Origin of the sequence: Microcoleus sp. MON2_D5, from assembly GCF_036701905.1 — a bacterium.
Taxonomy (GTDB): domain Bacteria; phylum Cyanobacteriota; class Cyanobacteriia; order Cyanobacteriales; family Microcoleaceae; genus Microcoleus.
This window is the reverse complement of record NZ_JAUBRM010000001.1, coordinates 74538-90637: the sequence shown is the minus strand read 5'-3', so window position 1 is coordinate 90637 and position 16100 is coordinate 74538. Positions and strand designations below refer to the sequence as shown.

Here is a 16100-nt window from a genome sequence, read left to right as displayed (position 1 = left end):
CGGATTGTTAAGGGTTGCTAACTGGAATTGATTTGGGGATGTTGGTTGATGGTGATGCCGGTTACAAAACTTGCCTGGGGGCGATCGGAATTTCAATAATAAACTCGCTCCCCTCTCCTGGTGCAGAAACGCAAGTCAATTTTCCGCCATGAGAACTCACAACAATCGAGTGAGAAATAGACAATCCCAAACCAGTTCCCGAACCCACGGGCTTAGTTGTAAAAAATGGATCGAATATCTTGTGCAGCACCTCAGTGCTCATCCCCGGCCCGCTGTCGGCAATTCTAATTATGACAGAATTCCTGTCTGTCACCTCTGTAGAAATTGTAATCGTAGGCTGTTGATGAGAGTTTTCCGGGTCATCTCTTGCGACGAGGAGAGCATCGATCGCATTTGTCAAAATATTCATAAATACCTGATTCAACTGAGACGCATAACAAGTAATTAGTGGTAGCGTGCTGTAATTTTTAATCACCTCAATTCCCAAACGCCCGCCCTCTTTTCTCAGGCGCGGTTGCAGCAACATCACCGTACTGTCGATGCCTTGATGGATATCTACCGACTTCATTTGCGCTTCGTCGAGGCGCGAGAAATTCCGCAAGCTTAGCACAATATCCCGGATTCTTTCCGCTCCTACTTTCATGGAATCCAGCAGCTTTTGCAAATCCTCGCTCAAAAATTCCAGCTCAATTGTTTCTATTTCTTCTAGAATTTCATCAGCAGGTTCTGGATAGTGCTGCTGGTAAAGCTCTATCAATTTTAGCAAGTCTTTAACGTATTCGCTAGCCGGATTAAGATTGCCGTAGATAAAACTTACAGGATTATTAATTTCGTGAGCTACACCAGCGACCATTTGCCCCAAACTCGACATTTTTTCCGTTTGGATTAATTGAGCTTGAGTTAATTTAAGTTCGCGCAAAGTTTGTTCTAAACGCTCGTTTTTTTCATTTAACTCCTGCGTCCGTTCTTGCACTTTCTGTTCCACAGAATTGTAAAGCAGAGCATTTTCCAAAGAAATAGCCACTTGGGAAGAAAGCAACCTTAAAACTTCCAATCTGTGGGGAGTAAATGCTCCGACAGTCAAATTGTTTTCTAAATAAAGAATGCCGATCAGTTTGCCTTGATTGATGATTGGAGTACACAAAATAGATTGCAGTTTGTGTTTAGCGATGTAAGGATCGGCTGTGAATAGTCCCTCAGCCGCCGCATTGCTCAACACCAAATCCGAGCGAGTCCTTTCCACATAATTAATCACCGTCACAGGTAAATCATGATAGTCTCCAACAGGCGTAAATTGCAGCACAGCTACATCTTCAGCAAATACTGACGCTTTAGCTGAAATCAACAGTTGACCATCTCTAACTAAAATCAGAAAACCTAATTGAGCACCTGCATTTTCTAAGGATATTCTCATCAAAGAAGCCAGCAACTTATCGAGGACAATTTCGCTAGAAATCGCCAGAGATGCTTTCATTACCGTTGCCAAATCCAGCACTCTCGCATCGCTGCCAGTAGAAGTATGAATAGTTGTGGTAGTTTGATTGTTGTTAAAACTTCCGTTGAGGGGCGTCATTTCCCGCAACTGCGGATACTTCTGTTCTAAATCTTCTACTTTGCGAACTGCACCCCAGCGCAAGTAGCACGAGTGAGCTTCGCGCAAGTGAATTTTGGCATATTGATACTTGCCTTTACTCAACCAAAACTTAGCTGCTAGTTCATTAGCTAGCGCTTCATTTTGGACAAACTCATTATCTTGGGCTAAATTTATAGAGAAATCGTACAGTTCTACAGCTTCTGAATCTTTCTTGGAAATTCTGGCTATTTCTGCTTGTACTAAAAGATACTTGTGCAGAAAATTTTCGGCACAGTTATCTGCCCAAATTTTCATCTGTTTTTGGTTTTCCTCTAACTTTTCCAAGTATTCCTTTTGCTTGTCTTCTGAAACATTTGGGAAAACGGCGGCTAAAGTTAGAGAAAAGAAAAAATTCCACTCGGTAGCAGGTATCGCTCCGGTAATAAAAGATAGCTGTTTTTCTACTTCAAAAGCTAGTTGTAGCGCTTCGTTGAAGTTGCCGTACCAGTACATTACCTGGCATTTGCGAATCTGATAAAGGCAGAGCGAGTACAAATTTTGATGAGCTTGACAGTTATGTACGTATTCAGCTTCGCTGATATCTTCGCTTTCAAATACAAACTTTTCAGGAGTTAGTTTGCTCAAGTTACGCAGGATCAACTCTACCCCTAATAATATATCGGTTACGAGCTGATTTTTGGTTTTTTGGCTGAACTGCAAATATCTGCTCGTGTCTGCCAGAATTTGCGAGATTTCTTTACCTTGAAAAAATGAGTTAGCTATGCGGTTGGACAGGATATAACCCGCATACTCTAAATCTCCTGATTCTAAAGCTGCTTGATATCCTTCATTGCTGATCGCGTGGGAATCTTTGATGTGGTTGAACCAGTAATAAAAAATACTGACCAGGGATGAACAAGCTCTGCATTTCAAGCCGATATTGCCAGATTTTTCGCTGAGATTCAGCGAGAGCAAGCCGAATTGATACGCAGCTTTGTAATCTCCCGAAACTGCGTTTAAGAACATACCGTAGCCAGCATAGCAAAGAGAGGCTTCGGGTACTAAACCGTATTGTAGAGAAAGATTGACTCCTTTTAAAACGCTGACTTTCCACAAGTCGGGATTTTTGAGGTACGCGGATGTCAGCAAGTTGGTAATTAATTTGACTGCAACTTTTTTGTCGGGTACAGTCATTTCGGGGGCGTCAATTAGGGAAGCTATTTCTCTACCTGCTAAAATATTTGTTGCGGCTGCAAATTCTTCGGATATGACTTTTTGTAGCCCGTCTAGCGGCAAGTCAATGCCTAGCAAGTCCAAAGCTTGGATTCCGGCTTTAACGGCTTCTTCGTACTTCGCCCGCAGGGTGTACTGCACGATCAGCAGGTTGTAAATTTCTACCTTTTCTAAGGGCGATCGCGCTTTTTCCAACGTTATATTAATAAATTCTTCGGAGTTCTCGAAATAACCGTTTAAATACTCAACATTTGCCCGCTCCATGTGCAAGGCAAAGGCTAAATCGTAGTGGGCATCCCAAATATCGGCGCTCAAACCGTCCATGCCTGCGGTCAAATACTGCAAGGCAGCAACATAAGCAGTGGCATCTTTGGCTCTGCGGGCGGCGTCTAAATTCAGCGTTGCCAGTTCAATTAATTCTCGATCGTCTTTAATTAGCGATCGAGCCACATTCAAGTGATCGACTAATTCAAAGATTCTGTCAGCGCGATATTCCGCCGGGGTGTTTTCTAGGATTTGCCTGCCTATTTTCAGGTGAACTGCCTTTTTCTGCGAGTCGTCGATCAGAGCGTAAGCTGCTTGCTGTACGCGATCGTGCAAAAATTTATAATTCAGAATTAATAGCGGAAACAGCACGTAATCTAATGACTTGCTTTCCAATTCCGAAGTTGGCAGAATCAATCCCGACTTAATGGCGGGCAACAGGTGAGAAAAAGTTTCCGAGGCTTCTTTTTCATGAATTAAAGAAAGAGTATTCAAGTCAAATTCGTTACCCAAACAAGCCACTAAACGCAAAACTTGCTGAGTTGAACTTGGCAGTTTTCTCAATTTTTGTACCATCAAATCTACTACATTGTCAGTGATAGCGCACTGTTCAATTTGAGTCATATCCCAATGCCAGCCGCCTTTACTACCCGATTGTGGCGGGTGAAAAACTAGCAGGTTTTCCTGATACAATGTTTGCAGGAATTGATTGACAAAAAAAGGATTCCCGTCGGTTTTGCTGATTACCAATTCAGCTAAAGGTTTGACAGATTCTCGATCGCTGTGCAAAGTCTCCGCAATCAAATGAGTTATGTTTTCCACCCCCAGCGGCGACAAAGCAATCTGATTAATGATAGCTTCCTGATTTCGCAGTGTCTCCACTGTCATCATTAAAGGATGAGTAGGACTAACTTCATTATCCCGATAAGCACCAATTAAAAACAGATATTGCGTAGCTTCATCTGTCATCATCAATTCGATCAGCTTGAGAGTAGCCGAATCAGCCCACTGCAAATCGTCGAGAAAAATGACCAGCGGATGTTCTGGCTGGCAAAATACGCGAATGAAATTTTGAAATACTAAATTAAAGCGGTTCAGAGATTCCGTCGGCCCCAATTCAGCTACAGGAGACTGAGCTCCGACAATTAGTTCAACTTCGGGAATGACATCAATAATAATTTGTCCGTTTTGACCGAAGGAACTGCGGAGTTTTTCGCGCCAAACTGCTAATTGAGCCTCACTTTCAGTTAACAGTTGCCGCACCAATTCCGAAAAAGCGCTGACAACGGCCGAGTAAGGAATAGTCCGCTTATACTGGTCAAACTTTCCCCAAATAAAATATCCACGCCTGCGGGTAATAGGTTTGTCTAAAATCTTCACCATTGCAGATTTGCCAATGCCGGAATAACCGGCAATCAGCATCATCTCGCTGCGGGATTTATGCTGTCCTCTCGCCAGGACTGACAAGGGACTTTCTTTTTTCGATTTGCTCTCTTTTTTGATGACAGAAATTTGGGAATCTTCGGTGCGGTAGCCTCGATTATTTGTTGCTGCTACCCGTTCAAATGCCGCTAAAAGAGTTTCAACTTCTCGCTGTCTGCCGTAAAGTTTTTGAGGTATTTGAAATTTGTCGGAAATATCTTGGCGGCCGAGAGGAAACTCAGAAACAACCCCAGATGTTTGCCACTGAAACAGGCAGGATTCCAAATCTGCTTTTAGTCCCCAAGCACTTTGATAGCGCTCCTCAGGAGTTTTTGCTAACAATTTCATCACAATATCTGAAACAGTTTGAGGAATTTCTGGTGCAATTTCAGCGAGAGGTACTGGCTGTTTGGCAATGTGACAGTGAACTAACTCCATGGGATCTGTAGTGGGAAAAGGGAGTTGTCCTGCCAGGAGTTCATAGAAGGTCACGCCGAGCGAATAAAAGTCGGTGCGGTAATCGACTACCCGGTTCATTCTACCGGTTTGTTCGGGCGACATATAGGCTAAAGTGCCTTCTAAAAAATTGGGATTTTTACTCGGAATATTTTCCAGGTTGGATGCAGTTGAAATACTAAAGTCTATTAGTTTTACTTGTCCTGTAGCAGGATTAAAAACTATATTAGAAGGGTTTATATCTTTATGAATTACATTTTTTCCGTGAATTTCGCCCAAAGTTTCCGCAACTTTGATAGCCGTAGTCAGAAATCCTAAAATGGTAAATTTTTGGGAACCCATAAATATCTTTAAAGATTCCCCGCCAAAATCTTCTAAGATCATTGCCAGACTATTTCTAACCTGTTGCAACTTATACACTTTAACAACTCCGTCCAACTGGCTTAAGTTGGCAGTGATCTCATATTCGCGCTTGTATCTATTGAGTTCTTCAGGAGTCGGATAGTCTTCTTTGATAAGTTTGATAATAACAGGTTGGTTGTTCTGCTCGTTGTGGCCGCGGTAAACCAGGGAAGTGCTGCTTTCATAAATGAGAGCGAGAACTGCAACGCCGGGAATTGCCATCATAGTTGGGTTCTCTCAAATTAGGTGTGCTTGGTCAATGTTACAGGACTTACGCGCGGCGGGCTAGAAACCGGGTTTCTTCGTTGCTAGTCGTTGACAAACCCAAGATTTTTTCGTATAAACCGGGTTTCTTTTCGTAAATCCTCTGTTATTCTTCATTATCGCTCAAGAGCTATCTTTTGGGATGTGTGGGAACGCAGGCCTTGACAGCAAAGAGCTACTGCTGACAAAAGCACGCTGGGGCTTTCGTTACCTCAGCAGTTAGGTTAACAAGATCGCAAATACAGGAGTTGTGCAAGGATTTACTCTAATACTCGATCGCCACGCTGACAACTAAATCATCTCAGCTTCCAAGCAATTGCTTGATTTTAGGCGTTCGCCATCACATCTGGTGAAAATACGCAAGTGCTGAAAGATTTATTTTTTCGGTGACAAGGGGGGAATTGTGGGTGCTAAAAAAACCGGGCGGTGCAAGTCTTAACTGCAATTCGCGGTCGAGGCGCTGAGGGAAGTAAGTGTTGCTTCGGGAGCGGCAATTTCCTTTAATTATATCTATTTTGGCTCATCGATTAACAGTTCTAACTGACCGTTAAAGCAAAGTAAATTTGACAAAAAATGCAGGATTATTGCACCTTGTCTGGTGCGCGGCAGCGAACCCTACATTAATCAAATTTGCCTAACTTTTAAGAAAATTTGAGGAAAGATTAAGAATTATTGCCATAAAACCCGGGTAAAGTTGTTTGAATTGCGAGTCAAATGCCAAGCAGCAAAGGCTTTTGAGCATTTACCACATCTGGAAATCATCAGAAAGTTACTATTTCTAAAGGATTCATCCGGTGAGAAAATCAGAAACAACCTTAAAATTTAGCAGTAATCGCCCGATCGGGCAATTCTCAACCAGCACCAGGAAAAATACCTATGAAATTGGCTTATTGGATGTACGCAGGCCCAGCCCACATCGGCACTTTGCGCGTGGCCACTTCCTTCAAAAACGTCCATGCGATCATGCACGCACCGATTGGAGACGACTATTTTAACGTCATGCGTTCCATGCTGGAGAGGGAACGGGATTTCACCCCGGTGACTACCAGCGTCGTTGACAGACACGTACTGGCGCGGGGTTCGCAGGAACGGGTGGTGGACAACATCACCCGCAAAGACAGAGAAGAACACCCAGATTTAATCGTGCTCACCCCGACTTGCACCTCAAGCATTCTGCAAGAAGACTTGGAAAACTTCGTGGAGCGAGCTCAATTGGATGCTAAAGGCGATGTATTGCTGGCGGATGTGAACCATTACCGCGTCAACGAACTGCAAGCAGCCGATCGCACTTTGGATCAAATCGTCCAATTTTACATAAACAAAGCCCGCAAAAAAGGCGATTTAGTAGAAGCCAAAAGCGAAAAACCATCTGTCAACATTATCGGTATGTCTACCCTGGGTTTCCACAACCAGCACGACTGCACCGAGTTGAAGCGTTTGATGGCAGATTTGGGCATTGAAGTCAACGAAGTTATTCCCGAAGGTGCTTCGGTTCACAACTTAAAAAGACTGCCCCGGGCTTGGTTTAACTTGGTTCCTTATCGGGAATTGGGGATGATGACCGGGGAGTATTTGCAAAAAGAATTCGGCACGCCGATGGTGGATATTACGCCGATGGGTGTGGTGGAAACGGCGCGCTGTATCCGCAAGATTCAGCAAGTTTTAAACGCTCAAGGTGCGGATGTTGATTACGAAAATTTTATTGACCAACAAACGCGGTTTGTGTCGCAGGCTGCTTGGTTTTCGCGATCGATCGACTGCCAAAACTTAACCGGCAAAAAAGCCGTCGTATTTGGCGATAATACGCACGCTGCGGCGATGACGAAGATTTTGGCTCGCGAGATGGGAATCCACGTTGTGTGGGCTGGAACCTACTGCAAACACGACGCTGACTGGTTCCGGGAACAGGTAAGCGAGTATTGCGATGAAGTGCTCGTCACGGACGATCACGGGGCGATCGGGGATGCGATCGCCAAAGCCGAACCTTCGGCAATTTTCGGCACGCAAATGGAACGCCACGTAGGTAAGCGGTTGGATATTCCCTGCGGCGTAATTGCTGCACCGATTCACGTCCAAAATTTCCCGATCGGCTACAAGCCATTTTTGGGTTATGAAGGTACGAATCAGTGCGTAGATTTGGTCTACAATTCCTTTACTTTGGGCATGGAAGACCACTTGCTGGAAATCTTCGGCGGCCACGATACCAAGGAAGTGATTACCAAGGGTATTTCGGCTGATTCTGACATGGGTTGGACGAAGGATGGACAAGCTGAGTTGAATAAAATCCCTGGTTTTGTGCGGGGTAAGGTGAAGCGCAATACTGAGAAGTTCGCGCGCGATCGGGGGATTGATAAGATTACCGTTGAGGTTCTTTACGCAGCGAAGGAATCTGTCGGCGCTTAATTAATTGTAAGGTGGGCAAATGCCCACCTTATTGCTAATTTCTTGAATCCAATCTTAGTCAACTTAAAATCTTTCCAACCAGTTTTCTAAAGCTAAGTCTATCAAAATTTCTAATTGTGTAGATTGGTTTGTTACAGTTGCCGGGTTTATAAACTTTTCAAAATCTTGAAACTTATAAAAACTTGACACGCCTCTTTTACCGGGAGGAATATAGCCTGCCAAGATAACATTCTGCAATTCATCAGCAAGGACTTGCATTCTGCCTAGAGGTTGCCTGTAACTTACTGATTGTTTATCAGGGATGGGTAGATACAAGTAAATTCCCGGATCATTTGATGAATTAGCCAGATTCATTTTTGATGAACTGCTGTGACGAATTTCAGCACAAATTTTACTTTGACCGCGACCATACTTAACAACACCACTAGCAGTTATTTCCTGAATTTTCTCATGGAAACAAAGAATCTGTTCTCTCATTTTAAGAACTTTTCCCTGATGTTCCGAAGTGCATTCGGCCATAATGTTATACAATGCTTTGGGTGGTTCCGGTAAATTGGCTGCTATATCCCAAACATCTTGTTGACTGTGTTGAAACTCTGCACTAAAAACCTGACCTGTATCTATATTATTAAAATTTATAAAAAGTTTATTTTCTTCTTGAACTACATCAAATTTCAATAATTCAAAAGATAGTTGGCTGTACTTTATATCTATTAAATTTTGTTTATGAAAGCTAGGGGCAATAGCGACCAACCTGATAGGTTTGATATAATCTATTTCCCGATCGTAGGGTTTGAACTGAATCAAATTACTATAATAACGAGTTAATTGCTGAATCAGACTTTTATCTGCCTCATTTTTTAGCTCTTGCACTACTAACTGTTTACTTTCATCTACTGCCAAAATATCACAAACTTCTCCGTTAACCGTATGTTGACGGTTCAAAGGTGTCAGTCCAAACAAACAATCCAAGTTATCCCACACAAAATCTTCCAAGGCTTTTTCACTTCCAAATCCCCATTTTTTTCCGGATTTTTTCAGTATAGTGTTAATAGCAGGAGTTCTAATAGACTTTCCGTGTAATGACCGCTGCCTCGATTTAATTCTCAACTGTTGTTCGCGACGCTTAGCTTTTTCTAGCAAATCCTCGGCTTGCATTATTCTTTGAAATGGCTTAGTCATCTTAAGTTGATGAATGTAATAAATATAAACTTCAATATATCACATTAGAGGAATTCCGTCAATCAATACTTTCTAGTTTTCATCATCAACGCTTGCGTTTTCAAACCAAGTGCGATCGCCCACGAGAGAATTTCTACAATATCAGATGAGCCAATCTTGCTCTCCTGCAAAAAATCATTTCAACCTCTACCAAAAGGGAGCATCCCGTTCCTGTGGCGATCGCCCGGAAAGCCTAAAAATAGTTTACCGAAGCATCCCCGATTCCGATTTAATCATGCCGCTCTCCTGCACAACAGCCGACGCTGCTTCCCCCAAAATCCTGTGTGCAGCCGTCGTCGGATGAATGCCGTCCCAAAACAAAAATCGATCGGGACTACCACAAACACCTCCACCCGATAAACACGCACTCGTCACATTAGTCAAGCCATATTTAGCCGGAGAAGTAATGGCTTCCCGATAAAGCGCATTAGCATCCAGAGTCGCAATCTTTAAGTTTGAATGCTGTTGACTTAATACCTTAACCGTTCGCCTCAAACCCTGATTGTGTGCTTGTGTTAATGCAGTGAGCCTTGCAGAATTAGTGCCTGTTCGCGTCGCGGGTAACTGCCCCAAATCTGGTAAATTTGCCAGCAGGATATTTTTGGCACCCACACCAGCAAGAGACGCGATCGCCCTCGCCACATTTTCAACGGGAAGGTTCGCATTATTTACCCCCTGCAAATAATCATTGGCACCCGCCCACAGTACATACAGCGCATGAGGATTTGCCTGTTTTTGGGATTTAGTCCATGACTCAACTTGAGCTAACAAACCAGGGACAAGGCTATTGCGATCGCTCCCCGTTGTTGCACCTCCATAAGCCAAATTAGTGACTCGTTCAGGCGGCAACTTCAGGCGATCGGCCAGATATTCTACCCAAACCTTACCATTCGAGTAACGCCCTTGAAAGTAAGTCGAACGAGGCGGATATTGACCCCCGCTTGCTCGAAACACCATTCCCATATCCGAAAGACTGTCCCCAAATACATAGAGTCCATTGACAGCCTCAGAACTTTGAGCTGATAGCATGAGTGCAACCATAAAAGATAAAAACGCAATAATTACTGCAACAAACGATCTTTTTAACACTGGGTATTAGTTATATTCGTAAAATATTTGATAAATTTTTATCGACAATTACCGAGTTGGTGATTTTGACATTTAGTGTTAGTTAGATTCTTGAAATAGCTTAAATATTTGCCCCAATTACTAATATATCAATTTTGGGAAAAATGAGGGGAGTAAAACTGAACTTTAATTGTGGGTTGCCTCACTCCACTGCTCAACCTACATAGATTGGTGATGTCCTTGACACTTTTCTCATGGTATCTAGCTCATAGCGCTCTAGAGGGGATAAAACCGTACATTTTTTGGGAGATTACCCAATAAAGTTAGGCAAGAGGCGAACCAGCAGCATCCCGGTTTTAAGCTAGCACAAGCTTTAAAACGCTCCTTTTGTTCAGGGGTGATAGCCACTCCTCCTACGAATGCAATTGACGCTTCTGTTGAGGCTTAACTATTCTCCTCTCTTGATAGTTGTTTTACCTAACCGGGCTCCTCCCTACAAAAGCCTCCCAAACAACCACCCTTGAGATAACTATCAATCACGAAAAAAAGAATTGATTCAAAACGGATTTACTGGGCCTATCGAGAAATTGACCGCACTTTTGTTCCTTGAAAGCCGACACAAAACAAAAACCCTCCCCAACAAGGAGAAGGGAGGGTGAAAAGACAGTGAAAATTTTAATTTTTTGCAGAATTAACAATAAGGAGTTACATCTTCGCCGCACTCGTCAGCCAAATAACACAAAGCTCGAAAGCGCAGCCCAACGACTTGCTCGTAAAGGGGATTTAACTTGCACAGCGGCGGAATGGATAATAAGGTGCGATCGCCAATTTTGACTTCTCGCTCAAACGGACACTGGCTGGGAATAAACTTACACAGCAACCGAGCCAACTTTTGACTTTTAATTGCAGTGTTATCAAGCCATTGTTTTAGCGGATGCAAGGGGTCAAAGTGTGGCTTTTGACCGTAAGGTTGAGAATTTGTAGCGACATTAACGGCTGTTTCTTGTTTGCCAAATCCTACCCAATTTGGCAGAGTTCGGTAGGAAACTGTATGCTCAAATACGTTCATTTTGCTCTCTTCCTCTTTTATAACGAGGTGCCAATAACTCTTTGTAGAGCTTGTGCCATATTATCTACAATCAGTATCTACAGCATCTCGTTTTGTTTGACCGGATTGAACTTCTTAAATTAATGACTTATGGCGAGAAAAGTAGTTCCTGATTTTTTTTAAAGGCGGTGTGCGCTCTAAAAAGTGTCCTCATTTCAAGCCCAACGATTGATTGATAGGGTAAAAATTCTGTCTTCTACGTTCTAGCTTCAACCTTCGGTTGACTCTCCTTTTGTAGTTCAATTACTATTGTGACGCATCCAGGTGAATTATCCTATACGTGAAAATGCGGAATTTTTAATAAAACTTATAATATTTCTAAATAAGCTCTGCTGCAAAAAACCCTCAAACCTCGCCCCAACAATCTTTGCTCGCGATCGCTCAGAAACTTCTACAATGATAAATAATCGGTATCACCGCCCTCACCACCCATGAGTAACCCAGAAACCAAAGCTATCACCCGCGAATTGCAAAGCCACGCCGCCATTCTCGGTGGCTTCGTCTCCCTCCTCTGGATTATCGAAATTGTCGATGTATTCCTGTTCCGAGGCAGGCTGAATGCTTACGGAGTCCGCCCCCGCAGCCTCGACGGACTTCAAGGCATCCTGTTGATGCCTTTTCTACACGGCAGTTTTGCTCACTTAGCCGCCAATACCCTCCCTTTAGTGACATTGGGTTGGTTGATCATGCTGCGAGAAATTAGCGACTTTTTTATCGTGAGTGCCGTCACTGTGCTAGTCAGCGGATTCGGAGTTTGGCTGACTGGCGCGCCCTATTCCGTTCACATTGGTGCCAGCGGATTAATCTTTGGTTACTTCGGCTTCTTGCTGCTGCGGGGCTATTTTGAACGCAGCTTTACCTCTATTTTGCTATCTTTAATTGTCGGTTTCTTCTACGGCAGTTTAATTTGGGGAGTTTTGCCCTCGCAGCCGGGAGTTTCCTGGCAAGCGCATTTCTTTGGCTTTGTCGGCGGCGTATTAACAGCTCAACTTTTGGGGCGGCGGAAACGGGAAATTAGCTAGGATTAGGACTTATGGTGTATCCTATCATCACCTTAGTTTATTGCCCCTAACTTATCTGAAAGCGTAGGTTTTTTGTCAATAAACCTGGTTTTTTGTGTAACAAGTGCGTCCCGGATAGCAAGACTAACTGCTGACCAATAATTCAACGCGGGCCGGTAAGGACACAGTAAAAACCGAACCGAAACCTAACTCGCTTTCAACGTACATATCGCCCCCCATCATCACGCAAAAGTGACGACTAATAGTCAATCCCAAACCCGTGCCGCCATACTTGCGCGTAGTTGATGCGTCGCCCTGCATAAATGCTTGAAATAAATGCTGCAATTGTTCGGGGGGAATGCCAATGCCCGTATCAGCTACGCGAAAAATTATTGAGCCCGAAGGTTCTGCTATTTCTTGAGTGGTTAAGCTGTCATGTTTAACTCTTTCAATGCAGAGGGTAATAGTGCCACCTTCCGTAAATTTCGCTGCATTGCTCAGCAGGTTGAGCAATATTTGACGAGTTTTGGTAATGTCAGCATACATCATTCCCAAGTCGCTACCACAATCAACTTCAAACTTATTAAAGTTTTTATCTACCAAGGGTTTGACAGTAGAAACTACCTCGTCAATTAAATTAACCGGGTTGAAAGTTTCTAAGTAAAGTTCCATCCGACCCGCTTCAATCTTAGAAATATCTAGAATGTCGCTAATTAAAGATAGCAAGTGTTTGCCCGCTGTTTGAATTTTTTGCAAGTCGGGGATAAAATCTTCGCAGCCTAAATCCTCGGCGTCTTCTTTGAGCATATCGCTGTAACCAATAATCGCGTTGAGGGGAGTTCGCAATTCGTGGCTCATATTAGCTAAAAAGGCGCTTTTGGCTTGGTTTGCAGCTTGAGCGGTTTGAGCGACTTTTTGGAATTCTTCTGCTAATTTGCGCTGGGTAATATCTTCGGCAATACCGACGATGCGGTAAATTTCTCCGGTTTGGCTGGGGACTGGAAAAGCCCGATCGCGCACCCAGCAAACTGAACAGTCAGATCGCACTACCCGATACTCCTCATCATAATCGCCCCGCACCTGTTTCTCAAAAGCAGCCTTGACGCGATCGAGATCCTCCGGGTGAATAGCATTCCAAAAAGCCTCCGGTTCTGACTGCAAACTCTGACAGCTCAAATTCCATATTTTTTCGCAAGCAGGGCTCACATAAACTAGCTGCTTTTGATTTGGTTCTCTAATCCAAAATACCTCATGAATATTTTCTGCCAACTGGCGAAACCGCTCCTCGCTGGCCCGCAACTTCTCCATAGCACTGTGAAATTCAGTCACATCCTGAATCAGCGATGCCACCCCAATGATGCTGCCGTCCGGATCAACCAAAGTCGTATTGTACCACTCGCAAAGAATAATTTTGCCGTCTTTTCTGAGGTTCTCGTTAAGGCTGGTAACTCCTCCTTGATTAGTGAGCAAAGTTATAGATAGTTGCCTGACATACTCCTTAGCACTTTCAGGAACTATGAGATCGACTCCGTGGCGTCCTATAGCTTCCCAGCGGTTGTATCCAAAAATTCTTTCCGCTGACAAATTCCATTCCGCTACTTCAAAGTTTAGATCCCATTCAATCGCTCCCAAAGGAGTTTGGTGAAGATGGAGAGCCAGTTTTTGCTGCGAGTTTTTCAGAGAAATAATTAATTGATTTTTGTCCGCGATCGCAGATTCTACGCGATCTTCGAGAGTAGTAAATGACTCTTCCAATTGACCGGCCATCATATTAAAAGAGCGAGCCAGGACACCCACCTCATCCTCCCGCTCTACAGATGCCATCAAGCCCGGATCTACCGCCATCCCGTCCCATTCTCCCCGGGACAAAGCCTCCGCAGCCTTGCTCAGACGCCGAATCGGTACAACAATCCACCTAGAAGTCAGGGCGCCAATCGCCGTTGCCAGCACCAAAGCACCCAGACACATCACCACAGTATACCGAGTGTTGGCATTAATCCTTTCCATAAAATCGGCTTCAGGAACCGTCACCACAATCAACCAGTCGAGGCCCCTGCTGTCTAAAAGCGGCGTCACCTGTAGAAATTGCCGTTGACCGTCGATCGTAAAATCTAACTGGCGAGATCTGTCAATATTGTGCAAATCCCCGAAGCGTTCTGTCAAATAGCGGGCGGTCGATCGAATTAGAACATTCTTGCTGCTGGCTGCCACAATCCGTTTCGCAACACCATTGCTAACAATAAATGGCGGTTCCCGAGTAGAATTGGCCACCAATTGCCCAGACCTTTCTACAATAAAAGTCTGTCCTGATTTGCCAATTTTTAGAGTTTCCAAGAATTGATTGAGCTTGGAAAGTGCCAAGTCAGCACCCAGGATGCCAATCAGTTTACCATCGTCGCCATAAACTGGTTGAGCAGCCGTAATCGCTAGTTTGGGAGCGTCAAAATAAGTATAAATTTTACTCCAAGTCGGTTTCCCTGCCTGCACCGGAGCTATATACCAAGGTCGGACGCGGGGGTCGTAGTTGAGAGTAGTTTTTAATAGCTGGGTTGGTTCCCCGAACTCTGACGGCGCGTAGCTTTGAAAGTTATAGCCAGTAGATTGATTAGAAATTTGAACTTGCAACTTGCCGTCGTCGAGGCGTTCAACTCCAATAAAATCTTTTTCTTCGGATGCGAATTGAATGTAGCTAATTTTATCAAAAATTTTGATTTGTTTGTAGAAGTAGCGTTGCAAACTATCACTATCCTGCTCGTTCACAATGCCGAGACGGATGGCATCAAGATTGAGCTGATTGATTTGGTGTGGCGTTTCAATATAACTATTAATATGTTGCTGGATACGCGATGTGACTTCTGTCCGCAGTTGTGCGGCAACATGGTTGACGGCTGTGCGCCCGTTCCGCAGCGACAGCCACCCCGTCAACCCTACCGCAGCGAAAGTCTGGAGGGCAAAAGGCACAACAAGGACGATGCGAATTGGCACTTTGCCCGACATTTTTAAAATCGGGTCGGTCAGATATTTGATTGGCATGGTAAAGCAGAACTATTATTAACCCACAACATTCCGGTCAAGTACAACTTGATGAGTGCAGGTTTTGAAGTTGAGATGGTTTTAGTAGGCAAAGTGCTGTTAATAACTCGGAATCTGCCGCTGGCAACGGAATTTTTAACGACTGCCACCGCCATCTTAGCGCGATCGCGAGCTTTGGGAACATTGGCCATTGAGATGAATGCAGTATCAATCCTGAATGCACTCTACACACTCATACTATTATAGATTTTGAGATTAAAGAATTGAATAATTGGGAAAAACTGAGTCTGTAAGGGTTTAGAAGTTGCCTGCTGTTGCATTATTTTTTTTAACCGGTTTCTGAAACCGGGTTTTTTTAGCCTTTTGGCGGGCTGTAACTAACTATTGTCGTGAAAAAACCAATTGGTGAATAGCCACCCGTGCATCCACCACTAACTATTTTTCCACTCCTGACGCGCCCTAATCAAACAAATCGAGTTTTTGGTTGGCTCATTCCTGAAATGACGTATTCTGGGGTTTCAACCGGGTTGCTGGGTCCGTTCTATTTTTCCGATAGCGCGATCGAAAATTATAAGTTTTCACAGCAACTGCAATTGATATCTCCACAAGCAGCTACTTTTGATAGAGTGCAACTTAATTCTGGCTCGGTACA

8 protein-coding genes are annotated in these 16100 nt (G+C 43.8%); 3 read left to right on the top strand and 5 right to left on the bottom strand.

Annotation, left to right across the window (positions count from 1 at the left end; genetic code table 11):
• Positions 1 to 61: 61 nt before the first annotated feature.
• Positions 62 to 5575, bottom strand: coding sequence for an AAA family ATPase (locus QUA47_RS00405; protein WP_333429267.1), 5514 nt, complete (start codon positions 5573 to 5575; stop codon positions 62 to 64).
• A 915-nt stretch (positions 5576 to 6490) separates the two neighbouring features.
• On the opposite strand from QUA47_RS00405, the gene bchB reads away from it, so the two are divergent.
• Positions 6491 to 8017, top strand: coding sequence for a ferredoxin:protochlorophyllide reductase (ATP-dependent) subunit B (gene bchB / locus QUA47_RS00400; protein WP_242723164.1), 1527 nt, complete (start codon positions 6491 to 6493; stop codon positions 8015 to 8017).
• A gap of 63 nt (positions 8018 to 8080) precedes the next feature.
• Here bchB and QUA47_RS00395 read toward each other — a convergent pair whose 3' ends face one another.
• From QUA47_RS00395 to QUA47_RS00385, 3 genes are all read right to left on the bottom strand, one after another.
• Positions 8081 to 9199, bottom strand: coding sequence for an endonuclease NucS domain-containing protein (locus QUA47_RS00395; RefSeq protein ID WP_333429266.1), 1119 nt, complete (start codon positions 9197 to 9199; stop codon positions 8081 to 8083).
• Positions 9200 to 9442: 243 nt separating this feature from the next.
• Positions 9443 to 10279 (bottom strand): SGNH/GDSL hydrolase family protein, encoded by an 837-nt coding sequence (locus QUA47_RS00390; protein WP_333429265.1) that lies wholly within the window; start codon positions 10277 to 10279, stop codon positions 9443 to 9445.
• Between the two features lie 718 nt (positions 10280 to 10997).
• Positions 10998 to 11375 (bottom strand): Mo-dependent nitrogenase C-terminal domain-containing protein, encoded by a 378-nt coding sequence (locus tag QUA47_RS00385; RefSeq protein WP_333048531.1) that lies wholly within the window; start codon positions 11373 to 11375, stop codon positions 10998 to 11000.
• Between the two features lie 470 nt (positions 11376 to 11845).
• Here QUA47_RS00385 and QUA47_RS00380 point away from each other — a divergent pair, with 470 nt between their 5' ends.
• A complete protein-coding gene (locus tag QUA47_RS00380; protein WP_333429264.1) occupies positions 11846 to 12436 on the top strand; it encodes a rhomboid family intramembrane serine protease in 591 nt (196 codons plus the stop codon).
• 123 nt (positions 12437 to 12559) lie between these two features.
• On the opposite strand, the gene QUA47_RS00375 is transcribed toward QUA47_RS00380, so the two are convergent.
• Positions 12560 to 15448, bottom strand: coding sequence for a PAS domain S-box protein (locus QUA47_RS00375; protein WP_333429263.1), 2889 nt, complete (start codon positions 15446 to 15448; stop codon positions 12560 to 12562).
• A gap of 51 nt (positions 15449 to 15499) precedes the next feature.
• On the opposite strand from QUA47_RS00375, the gene QUA47_RS00370 reads away from it, so the two are divergent.
• Positions 15500 to 15694: a hypothetical protein gene (locus tag QUA47_RS00370; protein ID WP_333218769.1), complete on the top strand. Its 195-nt coding sequence runs from the start codon at positions 15500 to 15502 to the stop codon at positions 15692 to 15694.
• The last annotated feature ends 406 nt before the right edge of the window (positions 15695 to 16100 follow it).

Excerpts from the sequence above, each read along its gene's own strand:
- QUA47_RS00380 (WP_333429264.1), top strand. The coding sequence starts at position 11,846 with ATGAGTAACCCAGAAACCAAAGCTATCACCCGCGAATTGCAAAGCCAC.
- QUA47_RS00390 (WP_333429265.1), bottom strand. The coding sequence starts at position 10,279 with ATGGTTGCACTCATGCTATCAGCTCAAAGTTCTGAGGCTGTCAATGGA.
- bchB (WP_242723164.1), top strand. The coding sequence starts at position 6,491 with ATGAAATTGGCTTATTGGATGTACGCAGGCCCAGCCCACATCGGCACT.
- QUA47_RS00385 (WP_333048531.1), bottom strand. The coding sequence starts at position 11,375 with ATGAACGTATTTGAGCATACAGTTTCCTACCGAACTCTGCCAAATTGG.
- QUA47_RS00405 (WP_333429267.1), bottom strand. The coding sequence starts at position 5,575 with ATGATGGCAATTCCCGGCGTTGCAGTTCTCGCTCTCATTTATGAAAGC.
- QUA47_RS00375 (WP_333429263.1), bottom strand. The coding sequence starts at position 15,448 with ATGCCAATCAAATATCTGACCGACCCGATTTTAAAAATGTCGGGCAAA.
- QUA47_RS00395 (WP_333429266.1), bottom strand. The coding sequence starts at position 9,199 with ATGACTAAGCCATTTCAAAGAATAATGCAAGCCGAGGATTTGCTAGAA.
- QUA47_RS00370 (WP_333218769.1), top strand. The coding sequence starts at position 15,500 with ATGAGTGCAGGTTTTGAAGTTGAGATGGTTTTAGTAGGCAAAGTGCTG.